Raw genomic sequence first — 18,932 nt, 5'->3', positions numbered from 1 at the left:
CGCTTGATCCTCACGCCACCTGCACGCTTACTTGCCACTCCACCCGCAGCACCTTGCAACTACCCCACCAATAAGTCGTTTCGTTAATCTACCATAAATGGTCTATCTCTGCAATCAAAACGTTGACCGCTTCTGGTCTATCCGTCATGAGCCGCCTCTTCCCCCATGCGCCTTGCGGCTGAGTGACCGGCGGGACGCCTGCTCTGAAAAAAAGCCTCGGCATCACCACAACTGCCTCATACAAACCAGATTGCAGCCTCTCCCCCAAGGAAACGGCAAAGGCTGGGAGCGCAGGCGTCCCCGCCTGCCGGGCGGCGAAGCCGCCGTCCATTTTCATCCTTAACGGGTGACGCTGCGCGTCATGAAAGGCTGTAGCACACTTCTTTCGGGGCCATTCTGGTGGAGTTGGGATACTGGCGGGGACGCCCCCCCGGGACTGATACGCGCCCGTCACCGCAACGGGCGGGTCTGTCCCGCTTGGGGTCGGGAGTGAGTTCCCTCGCACACCGCCGGGGCGGCAGTGCGGGCGCCGCTCAGGCTGTCACGGGCTGGCGGAGGATGCGGAGGGATCGCGGGGGGATCGGCCAGTCTCTGGCGGGCGTGTCGTGGCCCTCGGCGATCCAGGGATCGGTGGTGGCGATGCTCGCGGCGGAATGCCCGTAGTTCGCGAGCACCAGGTAGAGATCGCGGTTGGCGAAGGCCGTGGCTACCGTCCCCGCGGGCAGGGGCGCGGTGAAGAGATCGGAGTCGTTGATCTCGATCCAGGCTCGGGTCCCCTCTTCCACCATGGGCCGATAGCGTTTCAGCCATTTCGCGTGGACCACGCGGGTGTTTGGGTTTCCCGGCACGGCGTCCCAGGCGCTGTAGGTGTGCAACTTCGACGGGTCTTCCTGGTATTGCTTCCAGGCGTCCCGGCAGCGCTGCATCCAGAAGTCGTCCTGGTATTTGATGCCGGGGACGAAACCGCGCTCGCCGGTGAATATGCGCCCGCCCATGCTGACGGGGAACTGCATGTAGGGGATCGCGTGCAGGTAGGGCTCGTCTTCCGTATCGATGCTGGTGAATCCCATGTCGAGGCAGGGCACGACGTAGGGGGCGTGGTTCTTTACGGCCTCGCGCAGGGGATCGGCCTGCGCGACGCCCTCGCCCACCCAGAGGTAATCGTAGGTTTTCAGGACGCCGGCCTGCGGGGCCTCGGCGGCGTTGACGTGAAGCTTCAGAATGCCGCCGCGGCGCTTGACGTCCGCGTAGATGAGAGCGAGCAGGTCCGCGAAGGCGCCATCGTGCTCCGGGGTCTCCTCGAAGGCCACAATCTCGTCCGGCGCGACCGGCATGGTGGCCTTGTAGGCGTGGCGGTTGGCGAGGTAGCCGCCGTCGACGTAGATGCCGTCGGATCCGTACTCGTCGAGGATTTGCGCGAACTTCTGAAGCACAAACGCGCGCCAGCCGGGGCTTGCGGGCGAACAGCGCGCCATATTCCAGTAGCCCACCTCCAGGAAATCACCCTCGCGGCTCCATTCCTGCCGGAAATCCGGATCGGTCCGCTGGATGAAGCACGTGGAGGTGTAGGTGAGCACCTTCATGCCGCGCGCGTGGGCCAGTTCGATGAAGCGGCGGTAGCCCCCGGGGTTGACCGCGGAGTATTTGTCGCCGCCGAAAAGGCGCAGGGAGTCGTTCCAGTCGTCGAAGACCTGGATGACCTGAATGCCCTCGGCGCGGAGCCGGTCCAGCTCCTGTTCGTCGTATTCGTCCACAAACCAGGGCTTCGTGCTCGGGTATTCGCCGAGGTTGTAGCAGCACTGGCCGGGCAGGTAATCGGTGATCAGGTGCGAACGCATACAGCCGCGGATGGCGCGGTTACAGCGGGCGATGTTTTGCAGGCGGCGGCGGTGATCGGCGGCGGTGTAGTCCCGCGGCAGGGAGAATTGCCCGGCGGTGGCGGCGCCAGGCGCGGAGACTTCAATGGCGGCGGCGCGCGGCGCGGAACCGGCAACCGCGCCTCCGGCTGTCATCGCGCCGGCCTTCAGGAAACTGCGGCGATCCATGGATCACTCTTTCTATACCGGGAGAGGCGCGCCCCTCCCGCGTGCGGCCTACGCGTCCATGCCGCCCAGGTAGTTCAGGTGGCCTTCGCTGTCGCCGAGGTTTTCCGTGGGACAGCCGGCGAATTCGAGCATGTTGAGATAGAGGTTGGCCATTGGGGTGTTCTTGGGGTACTTAACGTGCCGGCCGGGTTTGACGTTGCCGCTGCCGCGCCCGGCGATGAGCACGGGCAGGTTGTCGTGGTTGTGCCGGTTGCCGTCGCTGATGCCGCTACCGTAAACGATCAGGCTGTGATCGAGCAGGGAGCCGTCGCCGTCCTCGGTCTCCTTCATGCGCTGGAGGAACCACGCGAACTGTTCGAGGTGGTAGCGGTTGATGTCGCGCAGGTTCGTGATCTTTTCGGCGTCGCCCAGGTGGTGGCTGAGTTCGTGGTGGCCCCCCTTCACGCCCACTTCGCGGTAGGCGCGCCCGCTGCCCTCGCGCGCCATCATGTAGGTCACCACGCGGGTCTGATCGGTCTGGTAGGCCAGAATCTGGAGTTCATACATGAGCCGGGCATAGGCGGAGTAGTCGTCCGGCGCGCTCTCGGGCACATCGGGCTTTTCGAGGCCGGCCGCCACCTCGTTTTCATTGTGCTCGATCTGTCGCTCCACCATCCGCACGGCGTACAGGTATTCGTCGATTTTGCGGCGATCGGACGGGCCCAGCGAGGCTTGCAGCGCGCGGGCGTCGTCCATCACGAAGTCGAGCAGGCTGCCGCGGTACCGGCGCTGCCGGTCCTGTTGCTCCGGAGTCAGATCGGCGTTGCGCGCGCCGAACAAGCGCTCGAACACCGCGCGCGGGTTGCCCTCAGGCGGATTGGGCGTCGTTTCCGTGCGCCAGGAGATGCTGTTGGAATAGGCGCAGCTGTAGCCGGAGTCGCAGTTGCCCGTGAGCTTGCCCGGCTCCACCGTCAGCTCCAGCGACGGAAAGCGCGTCTGCCTGCCCAGGTGCTGGGCGGCAATCTGATCGGCGGAGATGCCCGCGCGGATGTTCGCGCCATCGGTCTTGTTCGGGTGGACGCCGGTAAGGAACACGGCGGACGCCCGCGCGTGATCGCCCCCGCCATTCCCCAGCGCGCGCGCGTTGAGGTGGGCCAGTTCCGTGGCCACGAGGACGTCGTCCCGCACGCCGGCGAGCGGCTCCAGAATGAACGGGAGGTCGTACCCCGCGCCTTCGTTCGCCGGGGTCCAGTCTTCCATGATGATGCCGTTGGGCACGTAGACAAAGCCCAGGCGGATGGGCGCCACGGTGCGCAGTTTAGCCGCGGAGGCCGACGCCGGGATCATCGCGTCGAGCACGGGCAGCGACAGCGCCGCGCCCATGCCGCGCAGGAAGGTTCTGCGATTGAGGTGTTTGCGGGTAAGATAAGAGCTCATGATGCGTCCGTTTCGCCTCGTTGTTTTTTGAACGGCAGACTCCGCACGATCTCGTAGACGAGCGCGGAAAACCTGTAGTCCTGCTGCGCGACGTTGCCGACAATGGTTTCCACGGCGGGGCGGTCATACGCCTCCAGGCCGCGGCCCAGGGCATAGGTTAACATGTTTTCGGCGAGTGCGCGAGTAAAATCGTCCTTCTTCGCCAATAGCACTTTTTTCAGTTCGCCGGGCCCCGCGAATTCCTGGCCGTCGGGGAGGATGCCCGTGTTGTCGACTGGACGCCCGCTCTCCTCGGCGCGCCACGCCCCGATCGGGCTGTAATTCTCGAGGCCGAAGCCCAGCGGATCGATGCGATCATGGCAGCTCGCGCAGCTGGGATCCGCGCGGTGGGCCTCCAGTTTCTCCCGGAGCGACGCACCGTCCCCGGCGGGGGCCGCGTCCAGCGGGGGAATGCCCGGGGGCGGGTCCGGCGTGGGCGCGGCGAGGACCTTCTCGAGAATCCAGACGCCGCGCAGCACGGGCGATGTGCGCGTGGGGTGCGAGGTCAGGGTCAGGATGCTGGCCTGGCCGAGGATGCCGCCACGCACCGCGGGGTCCACTTCCACGCGCTGGAACGCGGGACCGGCGATGCCGTCGAGGCCATAATGCGCGGCGAGCGGGCCGTTGACGAAGGTATAATCCGCGCCGATGAAATCCAGCACGCTGCGATCCTCCGTCACGATGGAATCGAAGAAGAGCGTGGTCTCTTCGGCCATCGCGAGGCGGAGATCCTCGGTGAACTCGGGGAACAGGTCGGGGTCGGGGTCGGCATGGGCCAGATTCCGCGTTTCGAGCCACTGCCCGCCAAAATTCTCGGCCAGGGCCCGCGCGCGCGGATCGCGGAGCATGCGGCGGACCTGCGCGCGCAAGGTGCGCGGATTCCAGATCGTGCCGTCCTGCGCGCAGGCGAGGAGTTCGTCGTCGGGCATGCTGCTCCAGAGGAAATAGGAGAGCCGCGAGGCGAACTCGTAGTTGTTGACGTAGTACTCGCGATCCGGGTTGTCCGGCGCCTTTTCTTCCTCCGCGCGGAAGAGGAAATGCGGAGAAACGAGCAAGGCCTGGACGGCAAGCTCGACGCCCGCCTCGAAGGAATCGCCACTTTCGCGCGCGAGCTGGTAGAACCCGGCGATCTTGTCGATTTCCTCGCGCGCCGCGGGGCGGCGGTAGGCGCGCGGCGTCATGTAGCGGATCGCGCGCATCGCGCAGCCGTCGCCATGCTCGGGGCGCGCGTGGTTGCAGACGAGGATCTTCCGCTGATGCGGCAGGGTGCGGGTGTAGTCCGCGATTTCCTTCGCCACCGCATCCCGGGCCACCTGCTCGGCGGCGTCCAGGTACTTCTCCGCGAGGAGCGGGGACAGCGTGAGCACATCGCCGATGTTGTCGTAGCCGTAGCCAGTGTCGTCCGGCGGGAAGGCGTCCGAGGGGGCGGATTCCACGCCGAGCAGGTCGCGGACGGTGTTGTTGTATTCCACCCGGTTGAGCCGGCGCACGGTGACGCGGCCCGGATCCGGCGGGATGGCGGCGAGGCGCGCTTCCCGTTCTTCGCGGAGGAGATCCAGCAGGGCGGAGAGCTCCTCGGGCGCCGGTTGCTTCTTCCGCTTCGGCGGCATCTCGCCGGCGGCCAGCACGCGGATGACGCGATCCAGCACGTCGCCGCCGGTGATGTGGCCCTCGGTTTCGAGCATGGTGGCGAAATCGATCTCCGCCTGGCTCATGTCCGCGTCGTGGCAGTCGAAGCAGTAGGTCGCGAAGAAGCCCGCCATCTCGGGCGGGGCCGTCTTCGGGGCATCCGCCGCCGGGCCGGTTTTCGACACGCTCTGGCACCCGCCGAACGCCAGCGCGCCCGCGGCCAGCAGGGCGGTGCACGGGAACAGGAAGAGTAACGACCGATTTCGCTGCATACTTATACGACTCATGGGCGCACTATAGCAGGAATTGCGGGAATGCGGCCAGCCCGCGACCGTGGGGCAATCGTGACACTACGGATGGGCGACGGGTGAGGGTGTGGGCCATGAATCTAGATGCGGCAGCCGCTGGGCGCAACCAAAGAAATGATCACCACGAAGGGCACGAAGGACACGAATGCACACGAATGCGCCGGGAGCAGCGGCTGGCCGCGATCAGGATTTGCGACCACGGATGACACGGATGACACGGATAGCAAATCGTTCCGGTCGTTGCGGCCTGCCGTCGGCTGCGTGTGATTTCCGAGGCAGCCTGTTCGGATATTTCATCATCTGGAGTGTCGTGGCGTTGAGCGGGCGGCGGGCGGGTCCTTCTCATCTGGTTCGCGTGTCGCTTCAATCCGTGTCATCGGTACTACTATCCGTCATTTTCTTGTTTTTTCTGCAAGTTCTTGCGCGCAAAGCCTCCATAACAATCTGCTGTAATAGCATTTGCGAATTGGAAACTCCAAGAAGAATTTCCGGGCCGTCCCATGAATATCGTGGCCGGTATTCTTCTATTGACCACGGATTACACCGATGACACGGATTGCCGCGACGCTCGAATAAGATGAGACCGGGCAGCCCGCCGCCCGTTCCACCCCGCCACGATTCCGATGCTGAACTATCCGAACAGGCTGCGCCGAAAATCGCACGCAGCCGTCGGCACGCCTCAACGACCGGAACCAATTGCTATCCGTGTCATCCGTGTCATCCGTGGTCACAAATCCTGATCGCGGCCAGAGGCTGCCCTGTGAATTTCGTGAACTGCGGCGGCCCGTCGTAATTAGCAATCGTGACTTCGCTACATAGACCCTGGCGGACTTGGAGTTCGGTCCGTTGAAGACGACAGGCTTGGCAAAGATCACTGAGCCTAAGTCTTTTGATTCATGGTGTTTCTAAATAGCAAATGGACGTACCCTTTATTTCTATGGAACGAAGAATGCTGGCAAGAGAGTATTCTGGTATGGAATTTCAGGGATTGACAAATGAGATAAGATGCTTTATTTTGGGCTTAGCCAGGCGGGCTGCTGTGTGATCTATATCAGCTTCCCACAATATCGTGGGGGAGTGGTAACGAGGGACTCTAAAATGCGGCGAAAAAGAGCTTTCCCGACATGCCTCCGAAATCTGAAAAGACACAATGGGCGCCCCTACGGAGGGCGTTGTACCACCAAACGATCATCCTCCATCAGATTGACAAAGCTGGAGGATGACGGCAGACAAATCCAGTTTGATCTGCTTCCTCCGCTGGATAAGGGCGTCTTCGAGGAGACTATTCCGTTCGTTTTTGAGGTAGCGGGGCAGGACTCAGTTACGGTTCCCGTGACCATCTATGCGTACGTTACCAGCGATTTAGAGGAGTCCACTGAACCAATGGGAGACGCCCGGAATGCGCCGTAAGAAGCCCCCCACTATTGCCGTCGCGGCCATTCTGCTGCTGGCCGTTGCGGTTCTGCTGCTGGCGTTTCTCTTTCCGGGAAATGAACCGGCGCCGGAGGCCGTAGCGACGTCGAATGCCGCCGAGACGGCTGACGTTTCCGAAGCGCCCCCCGCGCCGCCAATCGAAACACCCACCGTACAGCCAGCAGTGGAAGTGATCGACACCCTGGCCGGGGCGGCGCCCTACCAGTTGATTGCGCGGGTGTGGACCCGGTCGGGCGAACCTGTACCGGATGCGGAGATTGTGTGCACTCCCACCAACACCGAAAAGATCGTGGCGGACGGTGAAGAGCCTATCGTCTACCGTTTCCGCACTGGTGCGGACGGGCGCGCCGTGCAAGACTTCGGCGGCGAGAGCACCTCATATTGGGCGCGTTGTGAGCGCGACGGCCTGCTGGCGGCGGGCAACGTGCGTTTTGGGGGCCATCCCGTGAACCACCTCGATTTGGTGCTGCGGCCACCGGCGGCGCTCAAGGGGCGTACAGTGGACGCCCTGGGAAAACCGGTGCCGGAAGTGACGGTGCACTGTTCTCTGGAGCGTAGTGGGAAAGTCGCATCCGTGGAATCAGGCCCGGACGGCGTGTTCGAGTTCACCGACCTTCCCTATGATTCGATCAGTAAGGGATACTTACTGAGAGGCGAGGCCCCGGGTTACGTCCCAACGATTTCAGAACTTGTTCGGCCGGGGGATGACGTGGATCTCGTGATGAGCCGCGGGGCAAGAGTGGTTATTTCGGTGCGCCGGAAAGCCGACGGCCGTCCTTTGCCGGGTGTCCAGGTGAGCGCAACGAGACCCGACGTTCGCGGGCAAAGTTTTGAAGGGGTCTCCGACGCCACGGGTATTATCAATCTGGAAGGCCTTACGCCGGCTTCCTACACGGTAACCGCGAAAGGCGAGAAATACGTCCTGGATCCATTCATGACGCGAGTGGAAGTGCAATCGGGTCTGGAGACCCGGCTGGAACTGCTTGCGACCGATGCGGCAGCCATCGCCGGCCGTGTGGTTGATGCGGTCACGGAAGCCGGCGTTCCCGGGGTTGAGGTGTGGGCTTTTCCCACCGGCGAGGCGTCCACGCTGACTATCCGGGCAACTTCGGACCCCACGGGCGGTTTTTTACTCACGGGATTGAAAAGCGGCACACACCAGATCGGCCTGTTGAACCTCCCGGCCAGGTACGGCGGTAGCCGCGGTAGCATCTCGAATTTTCAGGATGTTCATGTCGATGCCGGAGGCGAACGCGATGATGTCGTCTTTGAAATCACGCCCGGCCTGGTACTGTCGGGACATGTAGTCTACGAGGACGGCGCCCCGGCTGGCGGCGCCACGGTACAGGCCCATGTGTACCACCCCACGGCGGGAGAACAAGCGCCGATCTGGGTCGAGCGCGGATACACGGATAGCAATGGCGCATTTGTGATTGCCCGGCCACCGGAAAACAAGCCGGTCCATGTCGAAGCGTGGCTCCGCACCAACAAGAGCCCAGTGGTGGGGCCGATCCCGTCGGACAGTCCCGCTGCCCAACACATCGAAGTCGTCCTGCCGCCGCCGCCGGAAACCACCACCGTTGCCGGCCATGTGGTGGACGAACGCGGCGCGCCGGTCGTCGCCCAGGTGTCCGCCCACCGGCGCGGCCCGGACCCAATTACGGATCAGGCCCAGACCGACATGGAGGGCCATTTCCTGCTGACGGACATCCTTCCCGGGGCCTATGATTTCACCTTGCGCAACACCGGAATGGACACGGACGGACCGGACGTGGAAGCTGGATCCGCCAATATTCAGGCGGGCCGCCGGCTGGAGAATCTACGGCTCGTATACCGCACCAGCGGCCTGACCATCAGCGGCGTCGTCTACGACCAGAACAATGCGACGGTGCACGCATACCGGGTCCAATTGGCCAGGGGAAGCGGTGACGGTGTTGGCTTCAAACCGCTCTATTCGGAATGCACTACGGACAGGGGAGGCCGCTTTCGCTTTGAAAACCTGGAGCCCGGTGTGTATCGTCTCTCCGGCGATCGCAGCCATGGCCGATGGCAACAGGTAGTCCAACCGGGAGACGACGTATCTATCGTCCTCCCGCCGAAGGAAGCGCCGGACGAAAACTGACGGGGATGCCGAGAATCGAGTCGTCGTCGATGATGTCACTGTCGATGCCTGCGTCGACCACCGCGCGCGACTTCGCCATGTAGCTATTGTAGTCCGGCCCATTGTAGCCCGGCGCGGAAAACCAGCGCTGTGTCCGAAAGTAGTCGATGTCGCCCTCGGTCGGCTTGTAGATCGTGTTGCGCCCCCAGTTGTCGTGGCTTGTGAGCAGACCGCGCTCCGGCGGACAGCGCCAGAACGGCCGCCACGAGCGTGGCGGCGGTGAAAGCCTTCATTTCCTTCATGATCCACTCCGATGCCCAACCTCAACAAACCTGATGCCAGGAAAGGTTAAGGAGCCCCGCCAGCTTCCGGAGCCGGGAGGCGATATGGCCAGCGCCAATGGCCATGTGGTGGGCGGGGCCCTGCGCCGCCCAGGAATTCACAAACTCTTTTGCGCCGATGCGGAAGCGGTACCGGCTGTTGGTGTTGCCGATGTGCAATACCGGCCCGGGCACACTCTCGCCCTCGGCGAGAAGCAGACGCGCCTGTCCATCGCGCCCCTGCACGACGGACAACAACGTAACCGGTCCGTGCTTCACCGTCATCTGGATGGAGAGGCCCGTGCCGGGTTTCCCGTGGTACACCGGCAACGGGACGAGCGCGACGCGGCCCTCGGCGATGGCCGGGTGGGCCGGTCCGTCGTGGCCGAGCAGCACGATATCGTCGTCGAAATCCATCGCGTAGAATTCGGAAAAGCTGCCGCCCGCGCCGAACAGGTCCATGATCTTCATCGCCAGGGCGTTCTTGATCTCGCATTCGCCCGCCACCGGTACGCCGTGCATGGTGAGGAGCGTGTTGCCCGCGATCACGGAGGTGACGATGTTCTCGTATTCGTTGCCGGGCTGGCCCTCGTAGTAGTAGGCCATCGCGTCGAGGCGCCGCGCCGCCACCAGCGCGTCCAGCGCGACCGACGTGCGGGCCGCGCGATCCAGTTCCTCGTCCGCGCAGGCCGGGTCCACGTCGAAATCGCGTCCGAACTGTCCGCGCTTCTCGCGGACCGCCTGCGCCGTCGCGGCTTCCCGGAGCCGGTGCAGTTCGCACATCTCCAGCAATTCGAAATGAACGCCGAAGTCCACGGCGAGCCCGGTCATGTCCGCGTAAACGTCCAGCATGCCGCAGTAGTAATGGCCCAGTACCCCCACGCGCGCATTGCGGAGTCGCGCGGCCACCCGCGCGGCCGCCACCCAGTCGAGGATCTCCGCCCACGCTTCCGGGTCGTCCAGCGTGCCGGTGACGAGGTGGTAGTCGATGCCGGCGCGGTTGAATACCGCCGCGATCTCCGGCGCGGCGCAGGCCTGGCAGTGCGCCAGCCACTCGCCGGTCATTTTTCCGCGATCGCCGAGCGCGTTGAACGCGGCGTAGTCGATGGCGCGGACGGGCTGGAGGTTCAGCACGAGCACGGGGGCCTTCGCGCGCTGGACCACGGGCAGCACGGTCGAACTGAGCGCGTAGGTGGACACGTAGAGGAGGATCAGGTCCACCCCTTCGCGGGCGAGCATATCACCGACTTCGCGGGCCTTTTCAGGGTTGTCCACCACGCCCGTGTTGACGAGCTCCAGCGCCGGGTCCTCGGCCTGAAGCCGGTCCGCGATGCCCTGCTGGTATCCCTGAAGGCGTTCGTAAAGCCCTTCGAACTGCGCCCAGTAGGTGTCGAGGCCGATGCCGTACAGCCCGATTTTCATGCGCTATCCGTCCCTTCCCGCGTCAGCCCGCGAGGTAATTACCCACGCCAACGACGATCGTGGAGAGGACCAGAACGGCGATACCCGCCGCCACGGTTTGCACGGTGCCGCGGCTGGAACCTTTCCACTCCCCGAACCACAGGCCCCACACGTTGCTGAAGGCGATGATGAAGGCCATGTGAATGGTCCAGCTCGAAAAGTCGTAGGCGCCCATTTTGGTGGTGGCGATGCCGTAGAAGAAAAATTGCAGGTACCACGTGACGCCGGCCAGCGCGGAGAACAGGTAGTTCCAGCCGAGCGAGGCGTCTCCGGCGTGGACGTAGTCGTGAAAACTCTGATTTTTTCGATTCAGATAGAGGCACCAGATCAGGTTGGTGGTGAGGCCGCCGCCGAGCGCGACGATAAGCACAGGCAGGTTCACGAACGTGGGCGATACCCCCGCCGCCAGCGCCGCTTCCGTGATGGGCTTGCCGGCGGCGAAGGCGAAGGCCATGCAGGCGCTCATGACGCCGGCGAAGACGGCGACCCAGAGCCCGCGCGCGAAGTTGAATGTGACGGCGCCTTCGGCCTTCTCAGTCGCATCCGTCTCCCGCTCACGGCGCATACCGGCCCAGCCGCAGACCGCGATGCCCCCGAGACACACCACAATGCCGCCCAGTATGGTCAGGCCGGATTGCGTGGCTAGCAGATCGAAAATCGTCCCCATAAAAAGCGGCGGGATAACGGTGCCGAAGGCGGCGCAGAAGCCGAGCGCGACGGCATAGCCAAGGGATAGGCCGAGATAGCGGACCGACAGGCCGAAGGTGAGCCCGCCGATGCCCCAGAGCACGCCGAAGAGATAGGTTCCGGCGAGCGCCATCGGCGGCGAGGCCAGTAAGGCGCCGAAACCGGCGGGGGTGAGGATTGCCGCGCCCGCCAGCGGGGCCACCAGCCAGCTGAAGACTCCGCCGACAATCCAGTAGGACTCCCAGCGCCAGTTGCGCACGCGCGTGTAGGGAATGTAGAAACTGGCCGCGGCAATGCCACCGGCGGCGTGCAAGAGTACCCCCATGAGCGGATTCGGTTCCATGGTTCCCCGTCTCCCCCCACCATTATGCAGAAATCCGCGCGGGCTGGCAACTGGAAAGTCCCGCCGAATCGCGGCAACCGGCCGGCGATTTCCCTGGTCTAATTGTTGTTGGCGCCGTCCGCGGGGCCGATCCCGTCCCCCTGTCGCGTACTCACGCCCGGGACCGCCCCCGGATGCCGCCGCGTACCTCGGGGAGTTTTCGCCATGCGCGCCTTTTCACTGTTCCTTGTGGGGATCCTGTCCTGTTCGGTCGTCCTGGCCGCACCATTGTCCATCGGCGCATTGCGCTGTGAATACCTCGACAATCCCCCGGGTATCGACGCCATCGCGCCGCGCCTGTCGTGGGTACTCGAATCCGGCGAACGCGGCGCCCGGCAAACGGCCTACCAGATACTCGTGGCCTCCGATCCGGAAAGCCTCGCACAGGACATGGGTGACCGCTGGGACAGCGGCAAGGTGGCCTCCGATCTATCCGTGCACGTCGCATACGTCGGGCGCCCGCTCGCATCGCGGGACGCCTGCCACTGGAAGGTGCGCGTGTGGGACGCGGAGGGCGAACCCTCCGCCTGGAGCGCGCCGGCGTTCTGGAGTATGGGCCTCCTGCGGGAGGACGACTGGAAGGGCGCGTGGATCGGGCTGGACAGCGAGGTGGAGGCGCCGCGCCCCATCACGCCCACCCTCGAAGCCGCCCACTGGATCTGGTTTGCGGGCGACGATCCGATTGCGGCGCCGCCGCCCGGAACGCGCTACTTCCGAACCACCCTCGACGCGCCGAACCCCGCCGCGATCGAGCGCGCAACGGCCTGGTTCACGGCGGACAACCGCGCCGACCTGTACGTGAATGGCGAAGCGGTTGCCTCCATCGAAACCTACAACGAGGTGCGCGAGGTGGACATCACGGCGCGCCTGGTCGCCGGGAGCAACGCGATCGCCATCGCCGCCTCCAACGCGGGCGCGGTCCACAATCCAGCCGGGCTCCTGGCCGCAGTCGAAGTGCGCTTGCGGGATGGCGGGTCGATCGTGAACGGCAGCGGGGCGACCTGGCGCGGGGCGGCGGAGGCGGAGGCGGGTTGGATGGCGGCGGACTTCGACGACCGCGGATGGCCCGCCGCGGCGGTGCTTGGCCCGCTGGGCGCGGAACCGTGGCCGGGCGTGGGCTACGCCGACAACCGCCAGCTTCCTGCGCGGATGCTGCGCCGCGAGTTCACGGTCGACGCGGCCCCCGTAAAGGCCACCGCCTGGATCGCGGGCCTCGGGCACTTCGTGCTGAACGTCAACGGCCAGCGCATCGGCGACGAGGTCCTGGCGCCGGGCCTGACGGAGTACAACAAGCGGGTTTTCTACCGCACCTTCGATGTCACCGAGGCGATCCGATCGGGCGAGAACGCCGTTGGCGTGCTTCTTGGTAATGGCCGCTATTTCGCCCCGCGCGGGCTGGTTCCCACCCGGACGCGCACGTACGGCCTGCCGTCCCTTCGCTTCCAGTTGGAGATCACGCGGGAAGACGGCCAGGTCGATCGTATTGTCTCCGATACGTCCTGGCGCGTCACGGACGCGGGTCCGATCACGGAGAACAACGAATACGACGGCGAACGCTACGACGCCCGCCGGGAGATGCCCGGCTGGGGAAAACCGGGCTTTGACGACAGCATGTGGAAGCCCGCCGACACGATGCCGCCGCCCGGGGGCGTGCTGGCCGCGCAAATGGCGGAACCCATCCGGATCACGGAATCGATCCGCCCGATCGCCATCACGCAGCCGCGCCCCGGGATGTATATCTACGACATGGGCCAGAACATGGTGGGCTGGTGCCGCCTGAAGGTGCAAGGCCCCGTGGGTACCGCGGTCCAGATGCGCTTCGCGGAAATTCTGCAGGACGACGGCACGCTCTACCTGGCGAACATCCGGGGCGCGCAGGTGACCGATGTCTACACCCTGCGGGGGGACGGCGTGGAAGTGTGGGAGCCCGAGTTCGTCTTCCACGGCTTCCGCTATGTGGAACTGACGGGCTATCCCGGCGAACCGGATCTCGATACGCTGGAAGGCCAGGTGGTGCACGACGATCTGGCGGTCGCGGGCGCCTTTGAGTGCTCGAATCCCCTGCTGAATCAGATCTACCGCAACATCCGCTGGGGCGTGCGCGGCAATTACCGCAGCGTCCCCACGGACTGCCCGCAGCGCGATGAACGCCAGGGCTGGCTGGGCGACCGGTCGGCCGAATCCACCGGGGAGAGTTACCTTTACGACGTGGCGGCGTTCTACGCCAAATGGGTAGCCGACATGGAGGACGCGCAGCGGGAGGACGGCAGCGTATCCGACGTGTGCCCCTCCTACTGGCCGCTGTACAACGACAACGTGACCTGGCCGAGCACCTTCCTGATCGCGCCGAAGATGCTGCGCACGCAGTACGCCGACACGCGCGCCATTGAGCGGCATTACCCGGGCATGCAGCGGTGGATCGCGCACATGCGCCAGTATCTGCGGGATGGGCTGATGCCGCGCGACAACTACGGCGACTGGTGCGTGCCGCCGGAGGAAGAGCACCTGATTCACTCGAAGGATGAAAGCAGGAAGACGCCCGGCGAGGTGCTGGGAACCACCTACTTCATCCACGATCTGAACCTGATGGCCGAATACGCCACGATGCTGGAAAAACCGGCGGACGCGGAGGAATACCGCGCGCTGGCGCGCGAGATGACGGACGCCTTCAACGCGAAATACTGGAACGCCGAGCAGGGGTACTACGCCAACGGCGCGCAGACCGCGCAGGTGCTTCCGCTGTATTTCGGCATCGCCCCGGAACCGGCGCAGGGCCCGGCCTTCGATCACCTGGTGAACAAGATCCTGGTCGAGGGGAATGGCCACATCGGCACGGGACTCGTGGGCGGGCAGTGGCTCATGCGCACGCTCTCGGATCGGGGCCGGGCGGACGTGGCCTATATGATCGCGACGCAAACCGGCTACCCGAGCTGGGGCTACATGATCGCCCAGGGCGCCACCACCATCTGGGAACTCTGGAACGGCAATACGGCGGACCCGGCGATGAACTCGCACAACCACGTGATGCTGGTGGGCGATCTCTGCATCTGGTTCCACGAGTACCTGGCGGGCATCCGGCCGGATCCGGATCTACCCGGCTTCAAACACATCGTTATGAAACCACACGTCCTGGGCGATCTGACCCACGCCTCGGCAACGCACCGGAGCATGTATGGGGAAATTCGAAGTGGGTGGCGGATTGCCGGGAACCAGTTTGTCTGGGATGTGACCGTTCCGCCGAACACCCGCGCAACGCTGCACGCGCCTGTCCAGGGGGCGGATACCGTCCTGGAGGGCGGCGCGCCCGTGGAGAACTCGGAGCACATCCAGGTGCGCGAACGTTCCGGCGACCGGCTTGTTCTGGCGGTGGCGCCGGGCCGTTACCGGTTCACGACCCCGTGGAATGCCGGGACGCCATAGCGGCGGGCCTGAACCACGAACGTGCACAGGGCAGCCTCTGGGCGCGCCCAAAGAAGGGATCACCACGAAGGGCACCAAGAAGAACAGAGAAGAGCTTTAACCGCAAAGAACGCAGAGAGCGCAGAGAGTGGTCTTTGTACGCGGACGGACCGGGACGGTTGAATGGTGGCGTGTTTTCTAACCACGAATGAACACCAATGCACCACGAATGCGCCGGGAGCAGCGGCTGACCGCGATCCGGATTTGTGACCACGGATTACACGGATGACACGGATAGCAAAAGATGACGGTCGTTGGGTTTTGTCAGCGCCAGCGTGCGATTTCCGAGTTGAGTTATTCAGGTTCTTGGAGGGGCTGATTGGGCGGCGGGCGGGTCCTTCGCGTTTGGTTCGAACGTCGCTGCAATCCGTGTCATCGGTGTAATCCGTGGTAAAAAGCACCGACCTCAGAATTCTCGGAACGGCCCGAAAACACTCACTGGAGTTTATGAAAAAACAAAATGATTGATCCGTCCCGGGAATCCGGGGGCTGTGTTTATGGGTTCAATGCGCCGTTCGGACCACCGACCACATAGTCTCGGGTTTGAAGCCTGAGCCACGTTGGCGGGCGATGAGGACGTGTGGTTATATTGGATTTGATTCGGCTGCGGGAATAAGCGGGGAACTAGTGCGGGAGAAGGAGGAAGAGTCGATTCTTCATTCGTGTTTATTCGTGTGAATTCGTGGTTTACTTCCCGGTTGCGGCCATCGGCTGCTCTGCGGCGGGGCCTGGCGTCGGCCTGGGCGGCCTTGAAGCGTGGGAATGGGGCCCCAGGCGCGAAGCGTTACGGTACACGTTCCAAGACTGCCCCCGGCGTGCCCGTGCGGCGCTGGTTTGATAAAATACGCGGAAATATTGCGTCGCGCGGGCAGCGCGCGACCAGCCGCCGCACTGTAATTCCCCCGGAAAGACCGCTATGCCCGATAAAGATTTAATGCCCGAATGGTCGGAGAAGGTGGCGCGCGATCGCGATTTTCTGACCCAGTGCCTCGCGGAAGTGCTGGAGGAGCTGGGTGAAAAGAGCCTGGTCCGCTTTCTGCCGTGGCGATCCGGCAAGGCGCCCCGCACGGTGGCGGGCCACATCGACACCGGCCAGGTGAACCGGCAGTTGCAGGTGATTTCCATCGCCTACCACCTCCTCAACATCGTGGAGGAGAACGCGGCGGCGCTGGGGCGGCGCGAGCGCGAGCGGCATCTGGGGCTTTTGCACGAGCCGGGCCTGTGGGGCCACGCCCTCAAGCGCCTGCGGGAGGCGGGATTCAGCGAGGCGGACCTGCTGGACGCCCTTGATCGGGTGCGGGTGGAGGTGGTGCTGACCGCGCACCCGACCGAGGCCAAGCGCCCCGTGGTCCTGCGACAACACCGCGCGCTCTATGACGAGTACACGAAGCTGGAAGGCGCCGACTGGACGGCGTACGAGCGGGACGCGATCCGGGACCGCATCAAGGCGCAGCTGGAGCGGCTCTGGCGCACCGGGGAGATGTACCTGGAAAAACCCGGCGTGCTCTCGGAACTCGATGATATGCGCGATTACCTGGGCATGGTCTTCCCCCGCGCGGTCATCCAGGTGCGCCAGCGGCTGCACAACGCCTGGCGCGAGGCGGGCCTCCGTCCCGGGGCCCTGCGAAACACCGCCACCGCGCCGCGCCTCCTGTTCGGCAACTGGGTGGGCGGCGATCGCGACGGGCACCCGCTGGTTACCGGCGACGTGACCCGCGAGGCCCTGGCGCGCCTCCGCAACGAGGCCCTGGACCGCATGCGCGCGCTGCTGAACGCGCTGGCCGATAATCTGACGCTTTCCGACCTCTTCCAACCGGTTCCGGCGCCGCTGGCGGTGGCGCTGGCCGAAGCCGAGGCGCTGCTCTCACCGGCCGCCCGGGAGAATCTGGCGCCGCTCGCGCGCGAGCCGTGGCGCGCGTTCACCCAGGCGCTTCGCGGCCTGCTCGACGATGCGCGGGCCTGTCCGGAACACCCCTATGCCCGGCCCGGCGCGCTCCGCGCGGGCCTGGTCACCCTGATCGAGTCGCTGGAGGCGGTGGGGGCCGGGCGGCTGGCCCGGGCCGAGGTCGAGCCCCTGCTCCTGCACCTGGACACCTTCGGCTTTCACCTGGCGGCCCTGGACATCCGGCAGAACAGCGACTTTCACGCCGCCGCCGTGTCCCAGTTGCTTCAGGCGGCCGGTTTCGCCGACTGGGACTACGCGAAATGGGACTACGCCACGCGGCGCGCCTTCCTCGATCGCGAGCTGACCTCGCTCCGCCCGATCGCGCCCCGGTGTGGCGCGCTGGGCCCGCAGGCGGCGGCGGTGCTGGACGCGTACCAGGCCGTCGCGGACTATATCGCGCACTATGGCGCGGCGGGCATCGGAAGCTTCATTGTGAGCATGACGCGCGACGACACGGATTTGCTCGTGGTGTATCTGTTCGCGCGCGAAGTGGGCCTGATGCAACAGGACGACGATGGCATCCGCTGCGATCTCGAGGTCGTGCCGCTGTTTGAGACGCTGGACGACCTGGAGGGCAGCCCGGCGATTCTGGACGCCTTCCTCCAGCACCCCATTTCGCGGCGCCGGGTCGCCAGCCCGCAACAGGTCATGGTGGGCTACAGCGACAGCAACAAGAGCGGCGGCATGCTGGCGAGCCAGTGGAACCTGAACAAGGCCCAGCGCGCGCTGGCGGAGGTCTGCCGCGCGCACGGGCGGGCCTGCTACTTCTTCCACGGTCGCGGCGGCACCTTCAGCCGGGGCGCGGGCCCGACCAACCAGTTTCTCGAAGCGCTGCCCGAGGGCACGCTCCAGGGCCGGGTGCGCCTCACCGAGCAGGGCGAGGTGATCGGGCAGAAGTTCGGCAACCTCCCCACGGCGGTGTACAACCTGGAACTGCTCGCGGCGGGCGTCACCGTGGCCACGCTGAAAAACAGCCGCGCGGCCAATCTCGATCCGCGGTTCCACCGCATCGGCGAACTGCTGAGCGCGTACAGCCGGGAGGCCTACCAGGAACAGCTCGAATCGCCCGGATTCATCAAATTCTGGTCCGCCGCCACGCCGATCGATGCGCTCGAGCGCAGCTTTATTGGATCGCGCCCGTCGCGGCGGAGCGGCAAGCGCACGATCGAAGATCTCCGGGCGATCCCGTGGGTTTTCAGCTGGACCCAGGCGCGCTATTATCTGCCGGGCTGGTTCGGCGTGGGGTCCGCCCTGGAGCGCCTGCGCGACGAGCACCCGGACGACTACGCGTTTCTCAAACGCGAGGGCGGCGCGTGGCCCTTCGTGCGCTATGTGCTCTACAACGCCGAAACCAGCCTGGCCTCGGCGGATCTGGGCATCATGAAGCAGTACGCCGCGCTCGTGCCCGACGCCACGCTGCGCAAGGCCCAGTTCAAGCGGATCGAGGGCGAATACCTGCGCACCAACCGGATGCTGGAGGACTTCTTCGGCGCGCCGCGCGCGGAGCGGCGTCCCCGGCTCACGCGCACCCTGGCGATGCGCGCGGAAGGGCTGCGGCGGCTTCACGCCATCCAGATCGCACTGCTCCGCGAGTGGCGCGAACTGCGGGCGCGCCGGCGCACGCGCGAGGCCGAGGCCCTGGTGCCCGCATTGCTGCTCTCGGTGAACGCCATCGCGAGCGGCGAGCGCACCACGGGATAGGGCGC

8 protein-coding genes are annotated in these 18,932 nt (G+C 65.1%); 3 read left to right on the top strand and 5 right to left on the bottom strand.

Annotated features, from left to right (window positions below; all coding sequences use genetic code 11):
- Positions 1–533: 533 nt before the first annotated feature.
- Genes KF886_00570 through KF886_00560 form a run of 3 tightly spaced genes read right to left on the bottom strand, consistent with a single transcriptional unit; the run spans position 534 to position 5,416 of the window.
- Entirely contained in the window at positions 534–2,045 is a 1,512-nt protein-coding gene (locus KF886_00570; GenBank protein MBX3175829.1) for a hypothetical protein, read from the bottom strand.
- 48 nt (positions 2,046–2,093) lie between these two features.
- Positions 2,094–3,461 (bottom strand): DUF1552 domain-containing protein, encoded by a 1,368-nt coding sequence (locus KF886_00565; GenBank protein ID MBX3175828.1) that lies wholly within the window; start codon positions 3,459–3,461, stop codon positions 2,094–2,096.
- Entirely contained in the window at positions 3,458–5,416 is a 1,959-nt protein-coding gene (locus tag KF886_00560) for a DUF1592 domain-containing protein (GenBank protein MBX3175827.1), read from the bottom strand. The genes KF886_00565 and KF886_00560 overlap by 4 nt, the downstream gene beginning before the upstream one ends.
- 1,624 nt (positions 5,417–7,040) lie before the next feature.
- Here KF886_00560 and KF886_00555 point away from each other — a divergent pair.
- Positions 7,041–8,993, top strand: coding sequence for a carboxypeptidase regulatory-like domain-containing protein (locus KF886_00555; protein MBX3175826.1), 1,953 nt, complete (start codon positions 7,041–7,043; stop codon positions 8,991–8,993).
- A 302-nt stretch (positions 8,994–9,295) separates the two neighbouring features.
- Here the strand turns inward: KF886_00555 and KF886_00550 are convergent, their stop codons facing one another.
- Positions 9,296–10,714: an L-fucose/L-arabinose isomerase family protein gene (locus KF886_00550; protein MBX3175825.1), complete on the bottom strand. Its 1,419-nt coding sequence runs from the start codon at positions 10,712–10,714 to the stop codon at positions 9,296–9,298.
- A gap of 22 nt (positions 10,715–10,736) precedes the next feature.
- The gene (locus KF886_00545) at positions 10,737–11,783 is read right to left on the bottom strand and encodes an L-rhamnose/proton symporter RhaT (protein MBX3175824.1); all 1,047 of its coding nucleotides are present in this window, start codon (positions 11,781–11,783) and stop codon (positions 10,737–10,739) included.
- Positions 11,784–11,987: 204 nt separating this feature from the next.
- On the opposite strand from KF886_00545, the gene KF886_00540 reads away from it, so the two are divergent.
- Positions 11,988–15,242 (top strand): glycoside hydrolase family 78 protein, encoded by a 3,255-nt coding sequence (locus KF886_00540; GenBank protein MBX3175823.1) that lies wholly within the window; start codon positions 11,988–11,990, stop codon positions 15,240–15,242.
- Positions 15,243–16,197: 955 nt separating this feature from the next.
- Positions 16,198–18,927, top strand: coding sequence for a phosphoenolpyruvate carboxylase (locus KF886_00535; protein MBX3175822.1), 2,730 nt, complete (start codon positions 16,198–16,200; stop codon positions 18,925–18,927).
- Positions 18,928–18,932 lie beyond the last annotated feature (5 nt).

It is taken from the genome of Candidatus Hydrogenedentota bacterium, assembly GCA_019637335.1.
Classification (GTDB): domain Bacteria; phylum Hydrogenedentota; class Hydrogenedentia; order Hydrogenedentales; family JAEUWI01; genus JAEUWI01.
Note: the sequence above shows the minus strand (reverse complement) of the source record. Positions and strands in the feature narration are given on the sequence as shown.

Coding starts and splice junctions, on each gene's coding strand:
- KF886_00570 (MBX3175829.1), bottom strand. CDS start 2,045: ATGGATCGCCGCAGTTTCCTGAAGGCCGGCGCGATGACAGCCGGAGGC.
- KF886_00565 (MBX3175828.1), bottom strand. CDS start 3,461: ATGAGCTCTTATCTTACCCGCAAACACCTCAATCGCAGAACCTTCCTG.
- KF886_00560 (MBX3175827.1), bottom strand. CDS start 5,416: ATGAGTCGTATAAGTATGCAGCGAAATCGGTCGTTACTCTTCCTGTTC.
- KF886_00550 (MBX3175825.1), bottom strand. CDS start 10,714: ATGAAAATCGGGCTGTACGGCATCGGCCTCGACACCTACTGGGCGCAG.
- KF886_00545 (MBX3175824.1), bottom strand. CDS start 11,783: ATGGAACCGAATCCGCTCATGGGGGTACTCTTGCACGCCGCCGGTGGC.
- KF886_00540 (MBX3175823.1), top strand. CDS start 11,988: ATGCGCGCCTTTTCACTGTTCCTTGTGGGGATCCTGTCCTGTTCGGTC.
- KF886_00535 (MBX3175822.1), top strand. CDS start 16,198: ATGCCCGATAAAGATTTAATGCCCGAATGGTCGGAGAAGGTGGCGCGC.